Raw genomic sequence first — 21,651 nt, 5'->3', positions numbered from 1 at the left:
CCGGTGTGAGCGACCCCCAGCAAAAACTGGAAGAAGGCTCCGAAGAGACCTTCATTTCCCATCTCGTCGAACTGCGCGACCGCATCATTCGCGCGGGCCTTGCCGTGATCGTCGTGTTCATCGGGCTCGTGTACTGGGCGCCCGACATATTCCGTCTGCTTGCGCGTCCGCTCATGCAGAACCTGCCGCGCGACGGCAAGATGATCGTCACCGACGTGACCGGCTCGTTCTTCGTGCCCATGAAGGTCACGATGCTCGTGGCCTTCGTGATCGCGTTGCCGGTCGTGCTCTACCAGATCTGGGCGTTCGTCGCCCCCGGTCTTTACCAGCACGAAAAGAAGCTCGTCGTGCCGCTCGTGGCGAGCAGCTACACGCTCTTCCTGTGCGGCATGGCGTTCGCTTATTTCGTGGTGTTCCCGACCATCTTCCGCGTGATGGCGCACTACAACGCGCCGCTCGGCGCGGAGATGACGACCGATATCGACAATTACCTGAGCTTCGTGCTCACGATGTTCATCGCGTTCGGCGTGACCTTCGAGGTGCCGATCATCGTCGTGCTGCTCGTGCGCATGGGGGTGGTCACCGTGAAGAAGCTCAAGCAGGTGCGGCCCTACGTGATCGTCGGCGCATTCATTGTCGCGGCCGTCGTGACGCCGCCGGACGTGTTCTCGCAGCTCATTCTCGCGCTGCCGCTCATCGTCCTCTACGAGCTGGGCATTATCGCGGCGCGTATCTTCGTCGGTACTGGCGAGAAGAAACCTGCGGACGAAAGTCAGGCGGCGAGCTAACCTCGCCGGCCAGGCACAGGAAAACCGCAGGAAAACAAAAGGCCGCGAACCCGGGTTCGCGGCCTTTTGTTTTCTGGATGCGGGCGGGGCGCGGCGCCCGGCCTGCACCTGCTCAGCCTCCGTCGTCGTCGCCTTCGCCGTCTTCCTGGGCCGGCTGCTTCGGCGGCGGCGGGCGCTTGCCGATCAGCACGTCGAGATCCATGTCCTTGTTCTTGCGCACGAGGTGGATCTTCGCATCGGTGCCCGGTTTGATCTGCGCGATCACGTTCAGAAGGCGTGTGGTGTCCGTAATGGCCTCACCGTTCACCGAGGTCAGGACGTCGCCGGGCTTGATGCCGGCCTTATCGGCGGGGCCGCCCTGCAGCACGCCTGCGACGATCGCGCCAGACTTCTCCTTCAGTCCGAACGAGTCGGCGATCTCGGGCGTCACGTCCTGCGGTTCGACGCCGATCCAGCCACGCGTGACCGAGCCCGAAGTGATGATGCTCTCCAGCACGCTGCGCGCCGTGGAAACGGGAATTGCGAAGCCGATGCCGAGCGAGCCGCCCGAGCGCGAGTAGATGGCCGTATTGATGCCGAGCAGGTTGCCGTTCACGTCGACGAGTGCGCCGCCCGAGTTGCCCGGGTTGATCGGCGCGTCGGTCTGAATGAAGTTTTCGAACGTGTTGATGCCAAGGTGATTGCGGCCCAGCGCGCTGATGATGCCCATCGTGACCGTTTGACCCACCCCGAACGGGTTGCCGATGGCGAGCACGACGTCGCCCACGCGCGTCTGGTCCATGCGGCCGAGCGTGATGGTGGGCAGGTTCGGCAGGTTGATCTTGAGCACCGCGAGATCGGTTTCCGGGTCGATGCCGATCACCTTCGCGTTCGTGGTGCGGCCGTCGGAAAGCGCGATTTCGATCTGGTCCGCGCCGTCGATCACGTGCTGGTTCGTTAGAATGTAACCGTCCGGACTGACAATGACGCCCGAACCGAGGTTGGCGGCAGGCTGCTCCTGCTGCTTGTGGTTTTTGTTGCGATCGCCGAAGAAGTAGCGAAATAGCGGGTCGTTCTGGCGGGGATCGGGCGGCAGCGACCCATCCTTGCTCGAGAACACGTTGACGACCGCGGGCATGGCCTTCTGGGCGGCGTCCGCATAGGAGCCCTGGGCGGCGCCTCCACCGATGCCTGGCGCCACCTCCCGCAGTGCGACGATCGGTTCGGCGAGCTGCTTGCCGAACTGCCCCTGGTGCTGCAGCCACTGCGGTTTGAGCGTGGCGATGATGAACATCAACGCCAGCAGGACCGTCACCGCCTGGGCGAAGAACAGCCAAAAGCGTCTAAGCATCTGAAGATTAGAGGATTATATGGATCGGATCGAACTGGAATTGTATCTGAACAATCTTCTGGAATCCGCGCGGTTCAAGGACTACTGCCCCAATGGCCTGCAGGTCGAAGGGCGGCGTCGCGTGGAGAAGATCGCCACGGGCGTGACCGCCTCACTCGCCTTTCTCGAAGCCGCGCTCGAGTGGGGCGCCGACGCCGTGCTCGTGCACCACGGCTACTTCTGGAAGAACGAAGCGCCGCAAATCACGGGCCGCAAGTATCGGCGTCTGAAGACGTTGCTCGCGAACGATATCAACCTGTTCGCCTACCACCTGCCACTCGACAGCCATCCCGAACTGGGCAATAACGCGCAGTTGGGCGCCAGATTCGGCTGGATCGGCGAACAACGCTTCGGCGAACAGGATCTTGGCTGGATGGCCACGCTGCCCATGCCGATCACGCTCGCGCACTTTACCGCCGAGGTCGAGCAGACGCTCGGCCGCACGCCGCTCGTGCTGGGCGACCCCGACTGGCAACTGCGCCGCGTGGCCTGGTGCACGGGCGCGGCGCAAAGTCTCTTCGACGCCGCGATCGAAGCCGGCGCCGACGTCTTCCTCACTGGCGAGATTTCCGAGCAGACTACGCACACGTCGGCGGAAAGCGGGGTGGCGTTCCTCGCGGCGGGCCACCACGCAACCGAGCGCTTTGGCGTCCAGGCGGTGGGCGCGCACCTCTCGGAAGCGTTCAACATCGAGCATCTTTTTATCGACATCGACAATCCCGTTTAAGCGGGTTTTTCACTGCGGGCATTTGGCGCCCGCATGGCGAAAATTGTCGTGGTGCAGCATCGTTTTATTCATCAGGCATTTACAAGCTGAAAAGAAAGTGGCCCTCTTTTCTGCGGGAAAACCCCGAGATATCAAGGACTTCCGAAGCTTTTTAGAGAACGCCCCTTGTAAATGCCAACTCCATTCGAGCAAACTAGCGTTCGGCAGCACCGCGGGTAAGCTGGCGTGACGGAAAAATCCAACTCAGAAGTGGGGCGATGTGATGCGAGACAACGAGAATGACCGCGTCGATGGCAGCCGCCGAACCTGGCTGATTGCGACGTCCGTAGCAGGTGGCATAGGAGGCGTGGCCACTGTCGTACCCTTCGTAGGTTCCTTTGCACCATCCGAAAGAGCCCGCGCCGCCGGCGCGCCCGTCGTAGCCGACATCACGAATCTGCAGCCCGGCTCGATGATGACCGTGGCCTGGCGTGGCAAGCCCGTGTGGATCCTGTACCGCACGGATCGCATGATGGCCGACGTGAAGAAGGCCGATCCCGATCTGGCCGACCCGAACTCCGAGCATCCGTTCTCGATGCCGATGCCGGAGTACTGCATGAACGAATTCCGTTCGCGCGCCGAGCATCAGAACATTCTCGTGGCCGTGGCCGTCTGCACCCATCTGGGCTGCACGCCCACGCCGCGCTTCCAGGAAGGCCCGCAGCCCAACCTGCCGGACAGCTGGCCGGGCGGCTTCCTGTGCCCGTGCCACGGCTCCACCTATGATCTCTCCGGCCGCGTGTTCAAGAACAAGCCGGCGCCGCAAAACCTCGACATTCCGCGCTACATGTTCGCGTCCCCGACGCAGATCGTGATCGGCAAGGACGAAAAAGGAGAAGCGTGATGGCGACGGGAACCGAAAAGGATGTGGGGGAGACGGCCGGCCTGCAGGGCTGGATCGACAAGCGCTTTCCGATGACCTCGACCTGGAAAGCGCATCTCACCGAGTATTACGCGCCGAAGAACTTCAACTTCTGGTACTTCTTCGGCTCGCTCGCGCTGCTCGTGCTGGTGAACCAGATCATCACCGGCATTTTCCTCACCATGAACTACAAGCCCGATGCGACGCTCGCGTTCGCATCGGTCGAGTACATCATGCGCGAGGTGCCGTGGGGCTGGCTGATCCGCTACATGCACTCCACGGGAGCGTCGATGTTCTTCGTGGTCGTGTATCTGCACATGTTCCGCGGGCTGTTGTATGGCTCTTACCGCAAGCCACGCGAGCTGGTGTGGATCTTCGGCTGCGCGATCTTCCTGTGCCTGATGGCCGAGGCGTTCTTCGGCTACCTGCTGCCGTGGGGCCAGATGTCGTTCTGGGGCGCGCAGGTGATCGTGAACCTGTTCTCGGCGATTCCCTTCATCGGCCCGGATCTCTCGCTGTGGATTCGCGGCGACTACGTGGTGTCGGACGTCACGCTCAACCGCTTCTTCGCGTTCCACGTGATCGCCATTCCGCTCGTGCTGGTCGGGCTCGTGATCTGCCACATCATCGCGCTGCACGAAGTGGGCTCGAACAACCCGGATGGCGTCGAGATCAAGGAGAAGAAGGACGCGAACGGCGTGCCGCTCGACGGCATTCCGTTCCATCCGTACTACTCGGTGCACGACTTCATGGGCGTGTGCATCTTCCTGATGATCTTCGCCGCGATCGTGTTCTTCGCGCCGGAAATGGGCGGCTACTTCCTGGAGTCGAATAACTTCGTGCCGGCCAACCCGCTGCAAACGCCGCCCGAAATCGCGCCCGTCTGGTACTTCACGGCGTTCTACGCGATGCTGCGGGCCACCACCGACCCGTTCAAGATCGTGCTGATGATCGTGATCGCGCTGCTGGGCCTGCTCGCGCTCGTGCGCGCCCGCGGCAAATGGCGCGCCGGGCTGCCGGTGCTGGCGGTGCTCGTGATCCTCGCCATGTACTTCACCGAGTCGAAGTTCTGGGGCGTGGTGGTGATGGGCACGGCGGTGATCTCGCTCTTCTTCCTGCCGTGGCTCGATCGCTCGCCGGTGAAGTCGATCCGCTACCGGCCGTTCTTCCACAAGGTGTTTCTCGGCATCTTCGTGCTGGCGTTCCTGACGCTCGCGTTCCTCGGCACGAAACCGCCATCGCCGGCGGCCACGCTGATCGCCCAGATCTGCGCGCTCGTCTACTTCGCCTTCTTCCTCGGCATGCCGTTCTGGACTCGGCTTGGCACGTTCAAGCAGCCGCCCGAACGCGTGCGATTCAAGCCCCATTAAATGACGAGCGAGGAAGCTATGACGAGAAAAACTCTTTTTTCGACGCTCGCGAAGGCGAGCATACGGGCTGCCGGCATCCGCGCCGGCTTGGCCGCGCTGGCGCTCTCATGTGTATTCGGGGTCGGATCTGTGGCGGCACAGGAAAACTTTCCGCTCGACCGCGCTCCCGATAACGGCGAAAATCTTGCTTCGCTGCAGCACGGCGCCAAATTGTTTGTAAACTATTGCCTGAATTGCCATAGTGCGAACTTGATGCGCTACAGCCGGTTGCAGGATCTCGGCATTCCGCAGAAGCAAATCGAAGATAATCTGTTGTTTACGACCGACAAGGTCGGCAACACGATGTCCATCGCGATGCGCCCGGACGACGCGAAGGCGTGGTTCGGCGTGGCGCCGCCGGACCTCTCCGTGGAAGCGCGGGCGAAAGGGCGCGACTGGCTGTACACGTACCTGCGCAGCTTCTACCGCGACGATACGCGGCCGACTGGCTGGAACAACCTGGTGTTCGAAAACGTGAGCATGCCGCACGTGCTGTGGCAGTTGCAGGGCATACGCACGGCGAAGTTCGAGGACACGACAGACGAGGAAACCGGGGAAAAAGTCCGTCGCTTTGCCGGGTTCCAGCAGGTCACGCCCGGAACGCTCTCGCCTGTGGATTATGATGCCGACGTGGCCGACCTGGTGGCGTACCTCGGCTGGATGGCCGAACCCGAGCAGAAAACCCGCAGGCAGCTTGGCGTGTGGGTGCTCCTGTTCCTCGGCGTCTTGAGCTTTTTCGCGTGGCGATTGAACGCCGCGTACTGGAAAGATATCAAATAGGCACGTCCTGACCGACGTGGGGCCGGTGCGACGAGATGCCGTTTGACGGTTCAGGGACCGTCAGGCGGTTTTTTCGCCCGCTGGCCTTTTGGGTTTATTGAGGAAATGTAAATCATGATGGTTCTGTACTCCGGCACTACCTGCCCGTTCTCCCAGCGTTGCCGGCTGGTGTTGTTCGAAAAGGGCATGGACTTCGAAATCCGCGACGTCGACCTGTTCAACAAACCGGAAGACATCGCCGTGATGAATCCGTACGGTCAGGTGCCGATTCTGGTCGAGCGCGACCTGATCCTGTACGAGTCGAACATCATCAACGAGTACATCGACGAGCGCTTCCCGCATCCGCAGCTGATGCCGGCCGACCCGGTCCAGCGCGCCCGCGCGCGTCTGTTCCTGCTCAATTTCGAGAAGGAACTGTTCGTGCACGTGAGCACGCTCGAAAACGAGAAGGGCAAGGCGGCAGAGAAGAACCACGAGAAGGCGCGTCTCGCGATCCGCGACCGCCTCACGCAGCTCGCGCCGATCTTCCTGAAGAACAAGTACATGCTGGGTGAAGAGTTCTCGATGCTCGACGTCGCGATCGCGCCGCTCTTGTGGCGCCTCGACCACTACGGCATCGAACTGTCGAAGAATGCCGCGCCGCTCATGAAGTACGCTGAGCGCATTTTCAGCCGTCCGGCGTACATCGAAGCGCTCACGCCGTCTGAAAAGGTCATGCGTCGTTAAGTCGTATCCTGGCGGTTGCAGGTAACAGAGGCGGCGTGCACAGCGTGGGTGTGGATGCCGCCTCGCGAAAGGATTGTTGATGCAAGAGATTTCCACCAAGCCGTATCTGCTGCGCGCGCTGTACGAGTGGTGCACCGATAACGGCTTCACGCCGCATATCGCGGTGCGGGTCGACAACCGCACGCGCGTGCCGCGCCAGTTCGTGCGTGACGGCGAGATCGTGCTGAACATCAGCTTCGAGGCGACGAGCCAGCTGCAGATGGGCAACGAGATGATCGAGTTCCACGCGCGCTTCTCGGGCAAGTCGCACAAGATCGAGGTGCCGGTGCCGAACGTGCTCGCGATCTACGCGCGCGAGAACGGCCAGGGCATGGCGTTCCCGGTCGAGTCGCCGGCGGGCGACGCCGACGACGTGCTGTCCTCCGAGGACCACGAGGAAGCCGAAGCACACGAAGTGCGTGACGAGCCTGCCGAGGAATCCGCTGCACCGCTTGCGCCCGTCGCGTCGCGCGCTGCCGACAAAGATGACGAAGGCGGCAACAAGGGCGGCAAGGGCCACCTCAAGATCGTGAAATGAAGTAGAATGGCGGGCTACGCCGGCTTAGCTCATCTGGTAGAGCAGTTGATTTGTAATCATCAGGTGGCGGGTTCGAGTCCTGCAGCCGGCACCAAATTCGAAGTAAAGCATCAAGACAAAGGGTTACGTGAAGTTCACGTAACCCTTTGTGCTTTCTGGGCTCACTCCGCCCATTCCGGGTCGCTCGTGAACATGATCGTGAGCCAGCGGTGCGACTCGTCCCCGCCGATGGCCCGGCCAATTTCGTCGCGGATCGCATCCCATTCGGCGATGCGCTTCGGCGGCATGTCGGACGGCACGACGAAATACAACTCGATTTCGCGTGAACGGCCCACTTTCGCGACATAGGCGCGGTAATACTCGAAGGCGTAACGCTCGACGAAGCGCTTCGCGACGACATCGACATGCTGCTTGAGATCCGCGGGCGCGACGAGCAGCACGTCCAGCAGGGCCTGGCGAATTTCCGCGAGCGGAATCGGAATGATCACGGCGCACACCAGCACGAGCGCCGCCGGGTCGACGTAGGGCGTGAGGGGCTCCCACGCCGTTCCCTGAATCGCATAGCCGACGCTGAAAGCGATCAGCAGCGCCGCCGTGATGCCCGCGGACATGATCCACGACTTGATGTCGAGGCGCAGGAAGTCCGAGTGGATTCGGCGGTTCGCGCGCGATTCGAACACCGCCATCGCCACGCAAGCGCTCACGGTGAGCACGGCGTAGACGAGAGCCGGGCCGAAGTGCAGTTCGTGGCCGCCGGAGAGCAGGTTCGTGACGCCGTTGATCAATGCATAGACGGCCACGCCCACGAGCAGCGTGCTGTTCAGGCCGAGCACCATGGGTTCGAGGTGCCAGAAGCCCATGGTGAAGCGCTCGCGCCATTTGCGCGGCAGGTCGACATTGACCGCGTAGGAGGTGATGAGCCGCACGACGGCGAGCGCAAGCGCGCTCATGCTTGCGTCGATGAGCGAATACACGCCGTCGAACACAATGGAAAACGAGCCGGAGATCAGGCCGAACAGGATGCCGATGAAGGCGATCACCAACGTCGTCGCGATCGATAGCGTCAGCACGCTGCTCTCGTCGGAAGTACTGAAGAATCGTAGCCGTTCCATGATGTCTGCTCAGCGCGAGGATGAGCAAGACTAGCCGACTCGCCGTGACGCCGTCGCGCGGCTGTCCGGTCAGCTTGCTTCGCGCGCGATCGGGCCAGCGCGGCCTTCCACGAGGTCGATCTCGCGCGCCGACAATCCATATGCCGCGTAGAGGCGTCGATCTATCTCGCGCTCGATGTCTCGTGCTTCCTGCGCGCCGCATCCAGACTCGTGCGCGCGCAGCAACCGGGTAACGCACTCGGCGATCTCGCCGCGCAGCGAAGCGCCGCCTGGCACGGGCAACGCATCGATCATCGCTCTCGTGAACGCCACGCCGCCGTTGTAGCTCGACGAACCGTACTTCGCACGGATCAGGAAAACCGAGAGCGGGCAGTTGAGCAGCGCCGCCGCGAACTTCAGCAGGGGTTCGTCGTCCGAGCGCAGGATCAGCGTGGTCTTGCCTGGGATGGTGTCGCCAGCGAGATCGAGTGCCGCGTCGAGCCGGGTGAGGCCTTTCACGATCACCTTTTTCGCAGGGGCTTTCGCGCCGTAGCCGTTCGCGAAGGTCGAAGCGAAGCGTTCGCGTTCGACCACGGGTGCGTCGTAGCGTCGCCCGAGATAGGTCATCGACTTGCTGCCCCAGCGCGCGACGTAGCGCCCGAGCGTACCGGTGTTCACCACGCGGTAGTGACGCTCAGCGAGGCAATGTCCTTCGGCCTCTTCGACAAGAGGCGCGAGCCGGTAGGCGTCCGACGTCGCGCACGCGTTTTCGCAGAGCAGCAGGGCGCCGAGCCTGGCGTGCGCGCGGCCGATCCGCTGCACGAACGCCGCGTGCGGCGAGAGCAACGCGTCGAGCGGCCAGGGCGACTCGAGCGTACGTTTGTCGGTTAGCGCGAGTTCGCAAAGCGTGTCGCCCTCGATGCGCGCGGTCGCGATGGCGGGCGTGCCCGACTCGCGAAAGACCGTGATGATCGAGTCCACGCGCGCCTGTTCGAACACGCCGCGCCCGAGCCCGACGACGCGTTCGATCTTGTCCAGATGCCGCGCACGCAACGCATTGCCGAAGGGCTTCGAGAGCCACTTGTCGGGCGTGAGATACGCCATCGCGCCGCCGGGCTTGAGGAGCGCGAGGCCGAGCTCCATAAACACGATGTACAGGTCCCAGTTGCCCTTCGCGCTCGGCCAGCGCTGCGCCAGCTGCTCGCGCAGCGCGCGCTGGCCCTGATTGATCATGCGCTCGGAGTCGATGTAGGGCGGATTCGCAATGACGGCGTCGAAGCGCTCGAAGTCGCCCTCGTCGGTGAGGAGGCCGGCGAACTCGATACGCCATTCGAACGCCGCGGCTTCTTCGGGCGGCTCGGCCGGGTCTTTCGCGAGCGTGTCGTGTAACGCGTCGCGCAGGTGTACGAATCGAGTGGCTTCGGCATGTCTTGCGGCGCGTGTGTTTGCCGTCCGCAATCTTGCCTCGCTCGCGCGATAGTTCGCGATTAGCTCCGCGTTCTCGCGAATGGGTGTGTCGAAGTCAAAACGGCTGAGCGTCGCGTTGCCTTGTTTGAGGTTGGTCTCGAGGTTCGGCAGCGTAACGGTGAAATCCGCATGTTCGAGCAGTTCGATCCACAGCCGCAAGCGCGCCATGCCGACCGACCCGGCGTTGATATCGACACCGAAAAGCGAGTGCTCGACGATGTCTCGCTTGGCGCGAAAGAGCACTGTCTCGATCTTGCGAATGGCCTCGCCATCGCGCCCGCGTACGAACGGTGTGCCGTTCGCGCGCGTGACGCAAAGCCGGTCCGCCATGACGTCGATGCGGCAAGCGCTGAGTGCTTCGCGCTCGCACGCGTTCAGCAAGCCGAGGCGCACTTTCAGCGCGAGCAACTCGTTGAGCGCTGAAACGAGCAGATGCCCCGAGCCCACAGCCGGATCGCAGATGCGCAGCGAGTCCAGAATCGCCCGAGCTTCGTCGCGGTCTTCGATCGATTCGGATAGCTGATCGATGTTCGTGCACTGCCAACCCTTGGCGCGATTCAGGCGATTCAGCACCGCATGCGTGACGGCGGGACGGGCGAGTTGCATCGCGACGCTGCCTGGCGTGTACCAGGCGCCATCGCGGTAGCCGTTGAGCTTTTCGAAGACGAGCCCGAGCGCCCAGGCGTCGAGGCAACCGCGGTTCGCCGCGGCTGGCGCTTGCGTGACCAAGCCGGCGGAGAAGTCGAAGGCGGCGAGAAAATCGAGCAGATACGCCAGCACATGTCGTTCGCCGCTGGCATCGGTGAGCACGGTCGCGGCGAAAAGCGGCAGCGTCGTGCTCTCGTCGAGTGCGCCTATGTCGAGCAGGCCTGGGTCCAGGTCTTGCGGCTCGAAAAGCGAACCGTCGAAGCGGGGGAGGTGGGCGAAGCGAACTGGGGGCGCGGTCTCATCCGAGCCTAGAACGGCGTCGCACAGTGCGTCGAGATCGCTGAACGAGCGGATATGCCGTGCGTTCAGAAACGCGTAGGGCGAACGGCCGTCGTGGAGCGTCAGCAGACGCGTTTCGAGCACCTTGAGAAAAACGAGGCGGCTGATCCAAGCGATGCAAAGCCGAAGTGCGAGTTCGAAGCGATCGGCCTCGGGCCGCTCGCTCGTGCTCTCGAGCTCGCAGGCGGCGAGACGCGAGAGCGCGAGTTCGATTAATGCGCCGCGCGATCGCGTGTCCGGCGCGAGTCGCGCAACCGTACGCCCTGTGCCGGAAACGCTCTCCCGCAGCCCCAGGATATGCAGCAGTTCGGCGTAAAACCGTTCGTCGAGCCCACCCCCGGCGCTGGCGCGGCGCGTGCGCGATCTGCGCGCGCGGCGTGTCGGCGGGATGGTTTCTGGCATGGTCTTGTGCGGGTGGGCGTGGGCTGGCGAGGCGTGGACGGCGCACATTTTACTGCCGCCCGCTTACGTTTCGTCCTATGCCGTCTGGCCGAGTCGACGCGCCCGCCCGACTGAGCGATCATCCCTGCAAAGGCGATACGGCGGAACGTGCCGTGTCGCTGTGCTATATGATGGCGCCGCGCGAGGCGCCCCGCGGCGCCAACCCGCGGGCCGGCAACGACGCTACGAACCGGCCCGCCGCATCGACTATCCGACCTATGACCGAACATCCCACACTCACCTGGCCCGACACCGAAGGCCCGCGCACGGTGCGCTGGCGCTCCGAGGCTGGCGTGCCGGCGCCCAAGCGCGTGGTCATCGCCGACGACCGCACGACTGCGGACGCCGCGTACCGCCTCGCCTGCGAAGGCACTGCGCTGCTGTGGCGTGGCGACTTTCAGAACGCGCGTCAGCTGCTGCTGGCCATGGCGCGCCGCGCGGAGCGCAAGCCCCGCAAGGCTGCGCCGCCCAAGGCGCCCGCTTCGCCGCTCGAAGCGTTTCATCTGCACCGCCAGGCGCAGGCGCAGCGTGCCCGTATGCTCGCCATGGTGCTGATTCCGCTCGAAGGCGATTACGGCATCGACCTGCGCCGCGCGCCCGACGTGCGGCTGGCGTGCGAAGAGGCGTGGGGCGCGCCCGACGGCGAAGCTTCTGCGGTGTCGTTGCGTGAAATCCTCGGTCTGGTTGGCGCGCACGAATGGCGCAAGAAGGGCGTCGAGATTGCGGCGCTGAACGGCGCGCGTATTCACCCGTACTACGGCGTGTTTTCACCCGTGCGCGGCGAATATGTCGATCTCGTCGCGCGCACGGCGCTGCCGTCGCTCGAAAAGGCCTTCGATATTGGCACGGGCACGGGCGTGCTCGCCGCCGTGCTCGCCTCGCGCGGTGTGAAGCACGTGGTCGCCACCGATCAGGATGCCCGCGCGCTGGCCTGCGCGCACGAGAATCTGGACCGCCTGGGCTACGCCGCGCAGGTCGAGGTCGTCGAGGCGGATCTGTTTCCGCCGGGGCGCGCGCCGCTCGTCGTCTGCAATCCACCGTGGGTGCCGGCGCGTCCCGCGTCGCCCATCGAATACGCCGTGTTCGATCCTGAGAGCCGCATGCTGCGTGGCTTTCTCGGTGGTCTCAAGGACCATCTCGAACCGGGCGGCGAGGGGTGGTTGATCCTCTCCGACTTCGCGGAGCATCTCGGGCTGCGCACGCGCGAATCGCTCGTCGAAATGATCGTGCAGGCCGGACTCGAAGTGGTGGGCCGAGAGGATATTCGCCCGCGGCACCCGAAAGCCTCGGATCCGGGCGATCCGCTCTATCGTGCGCGCGTGGCCGAGCTGACTTCTCTGTGGCGCCTCAAGGTGCGCGCGCAGTGAGCCGGCGGCGGGGTAAAGCGTTGGCAAAAAAGAAGAGTACGGACCGGCAATGGCCCGTGTGGGAGTCGAGCATCGGCGTCGGCGGCGTAGGCCGCCGCGCCGGATTCAAGTCAGGTTCACATCGGCTTCACCCTGGATAAGCCTCGTCGACCTTGAGTCCTGCCAGCTTGAAAATCACGCGCAGCGTTTGCGGCTTGATATCGCGGCGCGACGCCAGCGCCGACATCACGAAATCAAGCACCTTCGCGTACTTCAGCAGGATCAGGCAGGTCTCGAGATCCGAGGGGCCGTCGCGCATGCTTTCCGCAACGCGCAGCATCTCCACCGAGATGTCGCGCGCCATTTCCAGCTCCAGTTGCTGCTTTTCCGTCCAGTCGGGAACCGTGACGAGTTTCGTAAGCAGTTCCTGGAATTTTTGCTCTGCGTTTCCGTCAGGTATCGTATTCATTGCATGCCCCATGCAAGGCCATACAGTGTCGTGCGCTCTTCGCGCAGCGAGGACTGCGCCAGCCTGATTCATCGCAACCGGCACTCCCGGTGCGACCTCCCAATGCGCGCCTGTCGATTCGTTGCCGGCGGGTCGCGCTACGTTTTGGTCCTTTTTTGGGCATCGGGGACGAAAATCCTCGTGTCTCTTCTACTCAACCCCTCCCTCCTGTCCGCACGTGGGTCAGCGTGCCTGGACGCTATTACGACACTCGCTGCTCTTATGGGTTCGGCAGCCTCGACTAGCTTTTTTCGTAAAATGACAGAATTACTGCAGCCCATCTGTCGCCTGTCGCACGTTTCGCGACATACCACGCCTTTCATCTGACCACGCCGATGTCCAGCAAGACTTACGAAGTCCGTCCGAACCAGTCTGTCGAACTCCTCAAGGAGCTCCACATCCTGACGCGCGACGGGAAAATGAACCAGGACAGCCGCCGCAAGCTGAAGCAGGTCTATCACCTGTTCCAGTTCATCGAACCGCTGCTCAAGGATCTCAAGCAGGATGGCCGCGACGTGACCCTCGTCGATCACGGTGCGGGCAAGTCCTATCTGGGCTTTATTCTCTACGACCTGTTCTTCAAGGATCAGCGCGACAGGTCACACATTTATGGAATCGAAACGCGCGACGAGCTCGTGCAGCACTCGCTGGAGTTGGCGAAACGCCTGGGCTTTGGCGGGATGTCGTTCCTGAACCTTTCGGTTGCCGATTCGATCACGTCGTCGCAACTGCCTGCGACCGTCGATATCGTCACTGCATTGCACGCCTGCGACACCGCCACCGACGACGCCCTGCGCTTCGCACTGAAGAAGCACGCGCGCTACATCGTGGTGGTGCCGTGCTGCCAGGCCGAGGTGGCGGGCGTGCTGCGCCGCAATAAGGGCAAGTCGCTCGGGCAGGCGCTCACGGAGATCTGGCGCCATCCGCTGCATACACGCGAATTCGGGAGCCAGATCACCAACGTGCTGCGCTGCCTGCAACTCGAGGCGCACGGCTATCAGGTGAGCGTGACGGAGCTGGTGGGCTGGGAGCACTCGATGAAGAACGAACTCATCATCGCCCAGTACAAGGATTTGCCGCGGCGCCGACCCGCGCAGCGGCTCAACGAGATTCTCGATACCTTCGGGCTGGCGGACCTGCGCGAGCGCTTTTTCGCCGACGAGGGCGAGGCGGCCTCAGAGCCGGCAACCGAAGCTTGAGTGTGCGGGCGGCGCGGCGTTAGTCGCGCTTGTTCATCCAGTCTTGCCAACCATCGAAGCCGAGCTTGCGCAGCGTTTCCTGGTTGCGTTCGTAGATGTCGGCGGCGTCGGGGAATGCCTCGACCGCGCGCTCGATGCTTGCCTCCCGCAGCAAATGCAGGATTGGATAGGGCGCGCGGTTTGTGTAGTTTTCGATGTCGTCGGGCTCGGTGCCCTCGAACTGGAATTGCGGGTGAAAGCTCGCCACCTGCAACGTGCCTTCCAGCCGCAACTGCTGCACGAGGCGCTCGGCAAACCAGCTCGCATCGTTGAAATCGGCGAAGTCGGCAAGTGCGCGGGGCAGGATCAGGAGCGTCGTGTCGATTTCCGTGGCGTCGGTTTGAGCGAGCGTCTGCAGTTCGCGCTCGAGATCGGTGAGGACACCTTCGAGATCGGTCGCCTCGCTGATCACGTAGCGAATCTGGTTTTTCACGTGCACGCTCTTCGCGAACGGGCAGAGGTTCAGGCCGATCACGGCGCGCGTGAGCCAGTGGCGGGTCGCGTCGAGAATGGCGGCGTGGTCGGGGGGCAGATCAGCGGTTTCGTTCATCGTGCCATTTTACGGGCGCCTGGCGCCGCGCACACGCCGCCTCGATCAACAGCCTGGCCATCCGCGGTGCCGCGAGAATCGCCCCGCAGCCGGGGCCGTAAGTCTGGCTCGCGGCATAGACGCCTTCGACGACCAGCGCGAGTTCCTCCGCAAGCGCGACCGGATCGCTGGCGCCTGCTTCCTGCGCAAGCGCGGTGAGCCGCGCCATGAGCTTCGTCTTGTTGCTGTCGACGCTGCGCCGCGCGGGATGCGTAGCGTCGGGAAATTCGGTCGCCACGTTCACGAACGGGCAACCGCGATAGCCCGGCGCCGAAGCGCGGCGTGCGAGGTCCTCGAAATACTGCATCAACTGCTTGACCGGCTCGCCCGGATGCTTCGCGAGACTATCGTCGAAGCGCTCGAAAAAGCGCACATCGCAGCGCTGCAGGTACGCGACGACGAGATCGTCCTTCGACGAAAACTGCCGGTACAGGCTCATCTTGTTGACGCCGGCGCGCTCGACTACTGCCTCGATGCCGACCGCGCGCACGCCCTCGCGGTAGAACAGCTCGTCGGCGGCGCGCAGCAGGTGCTCGTGGGCGCGCGCCCCGGCCGTCTGCGCGCGGGGGCGGGGCGTGCGTGCAGAGGCGGTAGACGTTTTGTCGTGGCCTTCGTGTTTCATGAGGGCATCTCGCGATCGGGGTGATTGCTTGACATGTTACCGAGCGGTAACTACTATCGCAACACACTTGTGACCGATCGGTAACAATCGAGCGATGGCGAATCGTCGCAGCGAGCGGTCATATCAACGAAAACATCGGCGTATCGAACCGGAGGCGCCGCGACAGGAGCATCAATGAACTGGGCAGCGAGGCGAATAGGCGGGCGTTTCCACTACGGTTGGCTCGTTGTGGCAGTGGTGTTTCTGGTGTTGCTGGCGGCGGCCGGCACGCGCGCGACGCCCAGCGTGATGATGGTGCCACTCGAGCATCAGTTCGGCTGGAGCCGGGCGACGATCTCGCTTGCCATCTCCGTGAACATCGCGCTCTATGGGCTGATGGGCCCGTTTGCGGCGGCGGCCATGCAGCGCTTCGGCGTGCGGCCCACGCTGCTCGCGGCGCTCGGCACGATGGCGGCGGGCGTGGCGCTTTCCGCGCTGATGACGCATCCGTGGCAGATGATCCTGATCTGGGGCGTGATGGTGGGCGGCGCCACCGGCGTAGCGGCGCTTTCGCTCTCGGCCACTGTTGTCACGCGCTGGTTCCACTCGCACCGCGGGCTTGCCATGGGCATCCTCACGGCGAGCTCGGCGACGGGCCAGCTCGTGTTCCTGCCGCTCCTCGCGGCGATCGTGGAGAAGCACGGCTGGCAGTCGGTGGTGCTCGTGGTCGCGGTGGCCGCCGCCGCGGTGCTGCCGCTCGTGTTGTTCCTGCTGCCCGAGCGGCCCGCGAGCGTGAATCTGCGTCCGTTCGGCGAGGATGAGAGCACGCCCGTAGCGCCGCCGCCGCCGCATCAAAATCCGCTGAAGATCGCGTTCGACGCACTGTTCTCGGCGAGCCGCACGCGGGACTTCTGGCTGCTCTTCTTCAGCTTCTTCATTTGCGGCGCGAGCACGAACGGCTATGTGGGCACGCACCTCATCGCCATGTGCGGCGACTACGGCATGACCGAAGTGCAGGGTGCCTCGCTGCTCGCCACGATGGGCATATTCGACCTGTTCGGCACGACGCTCTCGGGTTGGCTCTCGGACCGCTTCAACAGCCGCGTGCTGCTGTTCTGGTACTACGGGCTGCGCGGACTTTCGTTGATCTATCTGCCGCACGCGTTCGGCATCGACTTCTTCGGGCTGCCGATTTTCGCGGTGTTCTACGGCCTCGACTGGATCGCGACGGTGCCGCCTACCGTGCGCCTCGCCACTGACGTGTTCGGCAAGGAGCGCGCACCGATCGTGTTCGGCTGGGTCGTGGCGGGGCATCAACTCGGCGCGGCGTTCGCGGCGTTCGGCGCGGGCCTGTTGCGCTCGAGCCTCGGCACCTACACGGTGGCGTCGATGATTTCGGGGGGGCTGTGTCTCGTGGCGTCGTTCCTCGTGCTGCGCATCAACCGCGGGCCGCGCGCAGTGGGTGTGCAAACGGCCTGACGCGGCGCTCGCGACTTCAGCGCGCCGGTTCATACTTCGGCACATCCCGACGGGCGACGCATCAGCGTCGCCCGTTGCGTTTGAGCGTATTTCACGCGCTGCGGTTATTCTAGTGACCCCCGGGCAAGCCGCCCGCCACCCCAAGGACACACAAGGCATGACGAAGCACAAACCCGCACCGACAGCCGTGCCCATTCACGAACTCATCGCCGGCCGCTGGAGCCCGCGCGCCTATTCGAGCGAGCCGGTGAGCCGCGAGGCGCTGCACGCGGTGATCGAGGCGGCGCGCTGGGCGCCTTCGGGCTACAACCTGCAACCGTGGCGCTTTATCGTGTTCGACCGCAGCGCCGACGAAATCGCGTTCAAGCGCGCGTTCTCGACGCTCGTGCCGTTCAACCAGCAGTGGAATGCACCGGCGCCGGTGCTGATCGCCGTGACGGCGCATACGCTCAACGCGAAGGGTGAAGTGAATCGCACGGCGCAATACGATGCGGGCGCGGCGGCGATGTCGCTCGTGCTCCAGGCGCATGCGCTGGGCCTCGCTGCGCACCAGATGAGCGGTTTCGACGTGCAGGCGTTCCGCAAGGAATTCGCGCTGCCGAACGACGTGGAACCGCTGTCGATCATCTCGATCGGCCACTACGGCGAAGCCGAGAAGCTGGAGCCGGTGCTGCGCGACCGCGAAAAAGCGGAGCGCACGCGTTCGGCGATGGGCGAGATCGCCTACGAGAACGGCTGGAAGCAACCGTTCAAGGGCTGAGCCGGGCGTAGACCAACGCCCACGCGGGCTGCGGCATTTCTTCCTGAGCGAAAACGCGCGGCCCGGCCCGCGCGTTTTTTCCTTGCGGGGCCGCATCATGGGCCTGCGGTTGCCGCGCGCCGCGCTTTCGTGCTACAAAGCCGATCCCCCCGACCTTTCCTCTCTTGCGCGCGCATTCGCTGCGGCGCGCTCTTGCCATGACCAGCTTCTGCGCGATTGACTTCGGAACTTCCAATTCGGCGGTGGCGCTCCCGGCAGCGGCCGACGGCGCGATGCGCCTCGCGCCGGTGGAAGGCGCACACACCACCTTGCCCACGGCGGTGTTCTTCAACGTCGACGAACATACCCGCGAATTCGGGCGTGCGGCGCTTGCCTCCTATATCGACGGCTTCGACGGCCGGCTGATGCGCTCAATGAAGAGCATCCTCGGCTCGCCGCTCGCCGAGAGCACGACCGACCTCGGCGACGGCAGCGCGATGCCCTATACCGAGATCATCACGATCTTCCTGGAGCACCTGAAGCGCAGCGCCGAGCGTTGCTCGGGTCAGCCCATCACGCGCGCTGTGCTGGGGCGCCCCGTCTTCTTCGTCGACGAAGACCCGCGCGCCGACAAGCTCGCCCAGGACCAGCTCGAAGCGGCGGCGCGCCGCGTGGGCTTTCGCGAAATCGAATTTCAGTACGAGCCGATTGCGGCGGCGTTCGACTACGAGTCGCGCCTCGCGCAAGAGGGGCTCGTGCTCGTGGCCGACATTGGCGGGGGCACGTCGGACTTCTCGCTCGTGCGCGTGGGACCGGATCGCATGACGCGGCTCGAGCGCAAGGACGACGTGCTCGCTCACCACGGCGTGCACGTGGCAGGCACCGACTTCGACCGCCGAGTCGAACTCGCGACCATCCTGCGCGAACTGGGCTACCAGTCGCTCGACCCCGAAGGCCGCGAAGTGCCGAACCGCATCTATTTCGATCTGGCGACGTGGCACCTCATCAATACGATCTACACGCCCAAGCGCGCGACCGAGCTTAAGCTCATGCGCCATCTGTATCCCGACACGCGCCATCACGACCGGCTGATGCGCGTGGTCGACGAGCGCCTGGGCCACGCGCTCACGGCGCGCGCCGAAGAGGCGAAGATTGGCGTTTCGGCGGGCGGGGAGACGATGATCGATCTCGAAACGGTCGAAGCGGACCTGCGCCTCGCGTTCGGCGACGCGCAGCTCGTCGAGGCGGGCCGCGAGGAGACGCGGCGCATCGTGCAGGCCGCACGCGAAACGGTGCAGGCGGCGGGTGTGGCGCCCGGGCAGGTCAGCGCGCTTTACTTCACCGGCGGCTCGACCGGCCTCGCGTTCCTGACGCAGGCGCTGGCGGAGGCGTTTCCGCAGTCGCAGGCCGTGTTCGGCGACCGTCTTGCCAGCGTGGCAACGGGCCTTGGCATTCACGCGCAGCGTCTTTTCGGCTGAACCTCCAGGGGCGCTTAACCCCGTTGAAAGCCGCTCTAAAAAACGCAGGCAACAAAAAACCCCACCTTCGAGAAGAAGCGTGGGGTTTTTCGGTAAGCTTGCTAGTCAGGATCTCCGCAAAAGCGGCGTTCAGATCCTAAAAGCCGTAGCAGACCAATAAGCGCAGTACTTAGACCGGCTTGATGTTGGCAGCTTGCTTGCCCTTCGGGCCCGTGCGGACTTCGAATTGAACCTTTTGGTTCTCTTGCAGCGTCTTGAAGCCGTCAACCTTGATTTCCGAGAAGTGCGCGAACAGGTCTTCGCCGCCGCCGTCCGGAGTGATAAAGCCAAAGCCCTTAGCGTCATTGAACCACTTGACGGTACCGGTTTCCATATTACTTTCCTAAAAATGAATGAAGGCCGAAGCCCGAGAGGTGCACGAAAATCAAGGAAGGGGTATGGGACCAGCCGGAGTACCGTTGATGGGCGAACTACGAAAGACCTATTCACACTCGCCGCTTGAAATCCTGCCCGAACTTTATACGGCTAAACGCTGGGAAGGTCAACTAGGTCCCCGGGAAAGTTCGTATTTTTTTGCTACAGGGTCCAAACTGACCCTTACAAAGCTTGATAAGCAAATGACTTTTTTGTATTAGGCCGTCGTTTTTGGCGCCCTTCGGTGGTGCAACCGGTTAAACTACGCGCCGCGCTGAAGTTGCGCCTACAGGCGCAATCTTTCGTGTGGAGGTACGACAACCGCAGGAAACCCGCCCGCACAACAGACGGGATAAACGCGGTGTCGAGCTGCTCTTGAAACAGGAGAAGACGTGAAAAGTTCTATTCAACGGAACATCGGCCCGTTCGCGCTGATGTTCACCGGCCTCGGGTCGATCATCGGTTCGGGCTGGCTGTTCGGCGCGTGGAAGGCGGCGAAAATCGCAGGTCCGGCGGCCGTTTGCGCCTGGATCATCGGCGCCGTGGTCATTCTGGCCATCGCGCTCACCTACGCTGAACTCGGTGCGATGTTCCCGGAGTCGGGCGGTATGGTCCGCTACGCCCGCTACTCGCACGGCGCACTGGTGGGCTTCATCAGCGCGTGGGCAAACTGGATCGCGATTGTCTCGGTGATCCCGATCGAAGCCGAAGCCTCGATCCAGTACATGAGCACCTGGCCCTATGACTGGGCGCACGCGCTCTTCGTCGACGGGTCATTGACGCATTCAGGGCTCGGGCTCTCGGCGATTCTCGTGATCATCTACTTCATGCTCAACTATTGGGGTGTGAAGCTGTTCGCGCGTGCCAACAGCGCGATCACGATCTTCAAGTTCATCATCCCCGGTCTGACGATCATTGGCTTGATGGCTGGAAGCTTCCACCACGAGAACTTCGGCCAGACGACCGCGTTTGCGCCGTATGGCTGGTCGGCGGTGTTCACGGCGGTTGCCACCAGCGGCATCGTGTTCGCGTTCAACGGCTTCCAGAGCCCGATCAACCTCGCGGGCGAAGCGCGCAATCCGGCGAAGAGCGTGCCGTTCGCGGTCATCGGCTCGATCCTCTGCGCACTCGTCATCTACGTGCTGCTGCAGATCGCCTATATCGGCGCGGTCAATCCGGCTGACGTCGCGAAGGGCTGGAACACGTTCAACTTCAAGTCGCCGTTCGCGGAACTCGCGATCGCGCTGAACCTGAACTGGCTTGCGATCCTGCTCTACGTCGACGCGTTCGTGAGCCCGAGCGGCACCGGTACGACCTACATGGCAACGACCTCGCGCATGATCTACGCGATGGAGCGCAACAACACGATGCCGAAGATGTTCGGCAACGTGCACCCGTTCTACGGCGTGCCGCGCAACGCGATGTGGTTCAACCTGCTCGTCTCGTTCATCTTCATGTTCTTCTTCCGCGGCTGGAGTTCGCTCGCGGCGGTGATCTCGGTTGCGACGGTGATTTCGTACCTGACCGGCCCGATCAGCCTGATGGCGCTCAAGCGTGCCGCCACGGACATCGAGCGCCCGTTGAGCGTACCGTTCATGAAGGTGATCGCGCCGTTCGCATTCGTCTGTGCCTCGATGATCCTGTACTGGGCGAAATGGCCGCTGACCGGCGAAATCATTCTGCTGATGGTCGTCGCGCTGCCGGTGTACTTCTACTTCCAGGGCAAGCAGGGCTACGAAGGCTGGGGCCAGGATCTGAAGGCTGCATGGTGGCTGTGCGCGTACCTGCCGATCATGGCGCTCCTCTCACTCGTCGGCAGCAAGCAGTTCGGCGGCAGCGGTCTGCTCCCCTATGGTTGGGACATGCTGGTCGTCGCGCTCATCTCGCTCGTGTTCTATTACTGGGGCGTGAATTCGGGCTACCGCTCGCCGTACCTCGCGGAACGCCAGGAGCACGACGAAGTCCTCGAAGGTATTGGCGCGCACTAAGTATCAAC

Annotated in this window: 20 protein-coding genes and 1 tRNA gene; 14 read left to right on the top strand and 7 right to left on the bottom strand. The window is 63.5% G+C overall.

What is annotated here, in order from left to right:
* Positions 1 to 5: 5 nt before the first annotated feature.
* Positions 6 to 788 (top strand): twin-arginine translocase subunit TatC, encoded by a 783-nt coding sequence (gene tatC, locus FAZ97_RS12735; RefSeq protein WP_158758740.1) that lies wholly within the window; start codon positions 6 to 8, stop codon positions 786 to 788.
* A gap of 112 nt (positions 789 to 900) precedes the next feature.
* Here the strand turns inward: tatC and FAZ97_RS12730 are convergent, their stop codons facing one another.
* Positions 901 to 2,118, bottom strand: a complete 1,218-nt coding sequence (locus FAZ97_RS12730; protein ID WP_158758739.1) for a Do family serine endopeptidase — start codon at positions 2,116 to 2,118, stop codon at positions 901 to 903.
* Positions 2,119 to 2,137: 19 nt separating this feature from the next.
* On the opposite strand from FAZ97_RS12730, the gene FAZ97_RS12725 reads away from it, so the two are divergent.
* The 7 genes from FAZ97_RS12725 (at position 2,138) to FAZ97_RS12695 (ending at position 7,371) form a co-directional block, all read left to right on the top strand.
* Positions 2,138 to 2,884: a Nif3-like dinuclear metal center hexameric protein gene (locus FAZ97_RS12725; RefSeq protein ID WP_158758738.1), complete on the top strand. Its 747-nt coding sequence runs from the start codon at positions 2,138 to 2,140 to the stop codon at positions 2,882 to 2,884.
* A 262-nt stretch (positions 2,885 to 3,146) separates the two neighbouring features.
* Complete coding sequence (gene petA / locus FAZ97_RS12720; RefSeq protein ID WP_158759162.1) at positions 3,147 to 3,767, top strand: ubiquinol-cytochrome c reductase iron-sulfur subunit; 621 nt, start codon at positions 3,147 to 3,149, stop codon at positions 3,765 to 3,767.
* Complete coding sequence (locus FAZ97_RS12715) at positions 3,767 to 5,155, top strand: cytochrome b (protein WP_158758737.1); 1,389 nt, start codon at positions 3,767 to 3,769, stop codon at positions 5,153 to 5,155. Before petA ends, FAZ97_RS12715 begins: the two co-directional genes overlap by 1 nt.
* A gap of 75 nt (positions 5,156 to 5,230) precedes the next feature.
* Positions 5,231 to 5,974: a cytochrome c1 gene (locus FAZ97_RS12710; protein WP_407671811.1), complete on the top strand. Its 744-nt coding sequence runs from the start codon at positions 5,231 to 5,233 to the stop codon at positions 5,972 to 5,974.
* A 114-nt stretch (positions 5,975 to 6,088) separates the two neighbouring features.
* Positions 6,089 to 6,700 (top strand): glutathione S-transferase N-terminal domain-containing protein, encoded by a 612-nt coding sequence (locus FAZ97_RS12705; protein WP_027797364.1) that lies wholly within the window; start codon positions 6,089 to 6,091, stop codon positions 6,698 to 6,700.
* A 79-nt stretch (positions 6,701 to 6,779) separates the two neighbouring features.
* Positions 6,780 to 7,277, top strand: a complete 498-nt coding sequence (locus FAZ97_RS12700; protein WP_158758736.1) for a ClpXP protease specificity-enhancing factor — start codon at positions 6,780 to 6,782, stop codon at positions 7,275 to 7,277.
* A gap of 18 nt (positions 7,278 to 7,295) precedes the next feature.
* A tRNA-Thr gene (locus FAZ97_RS12695) sits at positions 7,296 to 7,371 on the top strand.
* Positions 7,372 to 7,438: 67 nt separating this feature from the next.
* Here FAZ97_RS12695 and FAZ97_RS12690 read toward each other — a convergent pair.
* Together FAZ97_RS12690 and FAZ97_RS12685 are read right to left on the bottom strand one after the other, a co-directional pair.
* Complete coding sequence (locus tag FAZ97_RS12690; protein WP_158758735.1) at positions 7,439 to 8,389, bottom strand: cation diffusion facilitator family transporter; 951 nt, start codon at positions 8,387 to 8,389, stop codon at positions 7,439 to 7,441.
* Positions 8,390 to 8,458: 69 nt separating this feature from the next.
* On the bottom strand, positions 8,459 to 11,224 hold the full coding sequence (locus FAZ97_RS12685; RefSeq protein WP_158758734.1) for a type IIG restriction enzyme/methyltransferase: 2,766 nt from the start codon (positions 11,222 to 11,224) through the stop codon (positions 8,459 to 8,461).
* Between the two features lie 257 nt (positions 11,225 to 11,481).
* Between FAZ97_RS12685 and FAZ97_RS12680 the strand changes: the two genes are divergently transcribed.
* A complete protein-coding gene (locus FAZ97_RS12680) occupies positions 11,482 to 12,630 on the top strand; it encodes a methyltransferase (RefSeq protein WP_158758733.1) in 1,149 nt (382 codons plus the stop codon).
* A 127-nt stretch (positions 12,631 to 12,757) separates the two neighbouring features.
* Here the strand turns inward: FAZ97_RS12680 and FAZ97_RS12675 are convergent, their stop codons facing one another.
* Positions 12,758 to 13,078 (bottom strand): type II toxin-antitoxin system HicA family toxin, encoded by a 321-nt coding sequence (locus FAZ97_RS12675; RefSeq protein WP_028206633.1) that lies wholly within the window; start codon positions 13,076 to 13,078, stop codon positions 12,758 to 12,760.
* Between the two features lie 374 nt (positions 13,079 to 13,452).
* Between FAZ97_RS12675 and FAZ97_RS12670 the strand changes: the two genes are divergently transcribed.
* Positions 13,453 to 14,316 (top strand): class I SAM-dependent methyltransferase, encoded by an 864-nt coding sequence (locus FAZ97_RS12670; RefSeq protein WP_158758732.1) that lies wholly within the window; start codon positions 13,453 to 13,455, stop codon positions 14,314 to 14,316.
* A gap of 19 nt (positions 14,317 to 14,335) precedes the next feature.
* On the opposite strand, the gene FAZ97_RS12665 is transcribed toward FAZ97_RS12670, so the two are convergent.
* Positions 14,336 to 14,905 (bottom strand): DUF1415 domain-containing protein, encoded by a 570-nt coding sequence (locus FAZ97_RS12665; RefSeq protein ID WP_158758731.1) that lies wholly within the window; start codon positions 14,903 to 14,905, stop codon positions 14,336 to 14,338.
* The gene (locus tag FAZ97_RS12660; RefSeq protein ID WP_158758730.1) at positions 14,889 to 15,566 is read right to left on the bottom strand and encodes a TetR/AcrR family transcriptional regulator; all 678 of its coding nucleotides are present in this window, start codon (positions 15,564 to 15,566) and stop codon (positions 14,889 to 14,891) included. The genes FAZ97_RS12665 and FAZ97_RS12660 overlap by 17 nt, the downstream gene beginning before the upstream one ends.
* A 174-nt stretch (positions 15,567 to 15,740) precedes the next feature.
* On the opposite strand from FAZ97_RS12660, the gene FAZ97_RS12655 reads away from it, so the two are divergent.
* The 3 genes from FAZ97_RS12655 (at position 15,741) to FAZ97_RS12645 (ending at position 19,241) form a co-directional block, all read left to right on the top strand.
* Positions 15,741 to 17,024 (top strand): MFS transporter, encoded by a 1,284-nt coding sequence (locus FAZ97_RS12655; protein ID WP_158758729.1) that lies wholly within the window; start codon positions 15,741 to 15,743, stop codon positions 17,022 to 17,024.
* Between the two features lie 157 nt (positions 17,025 to 17,181).
* Positions 17,182 to 17,784, top strand: a complete 603-nt coding sequence (locus FAZ97_RS12650) for a nitroreductase family protein (RefSeq protein ID WP_158758728.1) — start codon at positions 17,182 to 17,184, stop codon at positions 17,782 to 17,784.
* A 197-nt stretch (positions 17,785 to 17,981) separates the two neighbouring features.
* On the top strand, positions 17,982 to 19,241 hold the full coding sequence (locus FAZ97_RS12645) for an Hsp70 family protein (RefSeq protein ID WP_158758727.1): 1,260 nt from the start codon (positions 17,982 to 17,984) through the stop codon (positions 19,239 to 19,241).
* Positions 19,242 to 19,410: 169 nt separating this feature from the next.
* Here the strand turns inward: FAZ97_RS12645 and FAZ97_RS12640 are convergent, their stop codons facing one another.
* Positions 19,411 to 19,614: a cold-shock protein gene (locus tag FAZ97_RS12640; protein WP_027797379.1), complete on the bottom strand. Its 204-nt coding sequence runs from the start codon at positions 19,612 to 19,614 to the stop codon at positions 19,411 to 19,413.
* Between the two features lie 433 nt (positions 19,615 to 20,047).
* Here FAZ97_RS12640 and FAZ97_RS12635 point away from each other — a divergent pair, with 433 nt between their 5' ends.
* Positions 20,048 to 21,643, top strand: coding sequence for an APC family permease (locus FAZ97_RS12635; protein WP_158758726.1), 1,596 nt, complete (start codon positions 20,048 to 20,050; stop codon positions 21,641 to 21,643).
* Positions 21,644 to 21,651 lie beyond the last annotated feature (8 nt).

Origin of the sequence: Paraburkholderia acidiphila (assembly GCF_009789655.1) — a bacterium.
Classification (GTDB): domain Bacteria; phylum Pseudomonadota; class Gammaproteobacteria; order Burkholderiales; family Burkholderiaceae; genus Paraburkholderia; species Paraburkholderia acidiphila.
The sequence above is the reverse complement of the archived record's forward strand: the minus strand, read 5'-3'. Positions and strand labels throughout refer to the sequence as shown.

What these genes read in the sequence shown, in the direction of transcription:
- FAZ97_RS12730 (WP_158758739.1), bottom strand. Translation starts at nt 2,118, where the DNA reads ATGCTTAGACGCTTTTGGCTGTTCTTCGCCCAGGCGGTGACGGTCCTG.
- FAZ97_RS12725 (WP_158758738.1), top strand. Translation starts at nt 2,138, where the DNA reads ATGGATCGGATCGAACTGGAATTGTATCTGAACAATCTTCTGGAATCC.
- petA (WP_158759162.1), top strand. Translation starts at nt 3,147, where the DNA reads ATGCGAGACAACGAGAATGACCGCGTCGATGGCAGCCGCCGAACCTGG.
- FAZ97_RS12715 (WP_158758737.1), top strand. Translation starts at nt 3,767, where the DNA reads ATGGCGACGGGAACCGAAAAGGATGTGGGGGAGACGGCCGGCCTGCAG.
- FAZ97_RS12705 (WP_027797364.1), top strand. Translation starts at nt 6,089, where the DNA reads ATGATGGTTCTGTACTCCGGCACTACCTGCCCGTTCTCCCAGCGTTGC.
- FAZ97_RS12700 (WP_158758736.1), top strand. Translation starts at nt 6,780, where the DNA reads ATGCAAGAGATTTCCACCAAGCCGTATCTGCTGCGCGCGCTGTACGAG.
- FAZ97_RS12690 (WP_158758735.1), bottom strand. Translation starts at nt 8,389, where the DNA reads ATGGAACGGCTACGATTCTTCAGTACTTCCGACGAGAGCAGCGTGCTG.
- FAZ97_RS12685 (WP_158758734.1), bottom strand. Translation starts at nt 11,224, where the DNA reads ATGCCAGAAACCATCCCGCCGACACGCCGCGCGCGCAGATCGCGCACG.
- FAZ97_RS12680 (WP_158758733.1), top strand. Translation starts at nt 11,482, where the DNA reads ATGACCGAACATCCCACACTCACCTGGCCCGACACCGAAGGCCCGCGC.
- FAZ97_RS12675 (WP_028206633.1), bottom strand. Translation starts at nt 13,078, where the DNA reads ATGAATACGATACCTGACGGAAACGCAGAGCAAAAATTCCAGGAACTG.
- FAZ97_RS12670 (WP_158758732.1), top strand. Translation starts at nt 13,453, where the DNA reads ATGTCCAGCAAGACTTACGAAGTCCGTCCGAACCAGTCTGTCGAACTC.
- FAZ97_RS12665 (WP_158758731.1), bottom strand. Translation starts at nt 14,905, where the DNA reads ATGAACGAAACCGCTGATCTGCCCCCCGACCACGCCGCCATTCTCGAC.
- FAZ97_RS12660 (WP_158758730.1), bottom strand. Translation starts at nt 15,566, where the DNA reads ATGAAACACGAAGGCCACGACAAAACGTCTACCGCCTCTGCACGCACG.
- FAZ97_RS12655 (WP_158758729.1), top strand. Translation starts at nt 15,741, where the DNA reads ATGAACTGGGCAGCGAGGCGAATAGGCGGGCGTTTCCACTACGGTTGG.
- FAZ97_RS12650 (WP_158758728.1), top strand. Translation starts at nt 17,182, where the DNA reads ATGACGAAGCACAAACCCGCACCGACAGCCGTGCCCATTCACGAACTC.
- FAZ97_RS12645 (WP_158758727.1), top strand. Translation starts at nt 17,982, where the DNA reads ATGACCAGCTTCTGCGCGATTGACTTCGGAACTTCCAATTCGGCGGTG.
- FAZ97_RS12640 (WP_027797379.1), bottom strand. Translation starts at nt 19,614, where the DNA reads ATGGAAACCGGTACCGTCAAGTGGTTCAATGACGCTAAGGGCTTTGGC.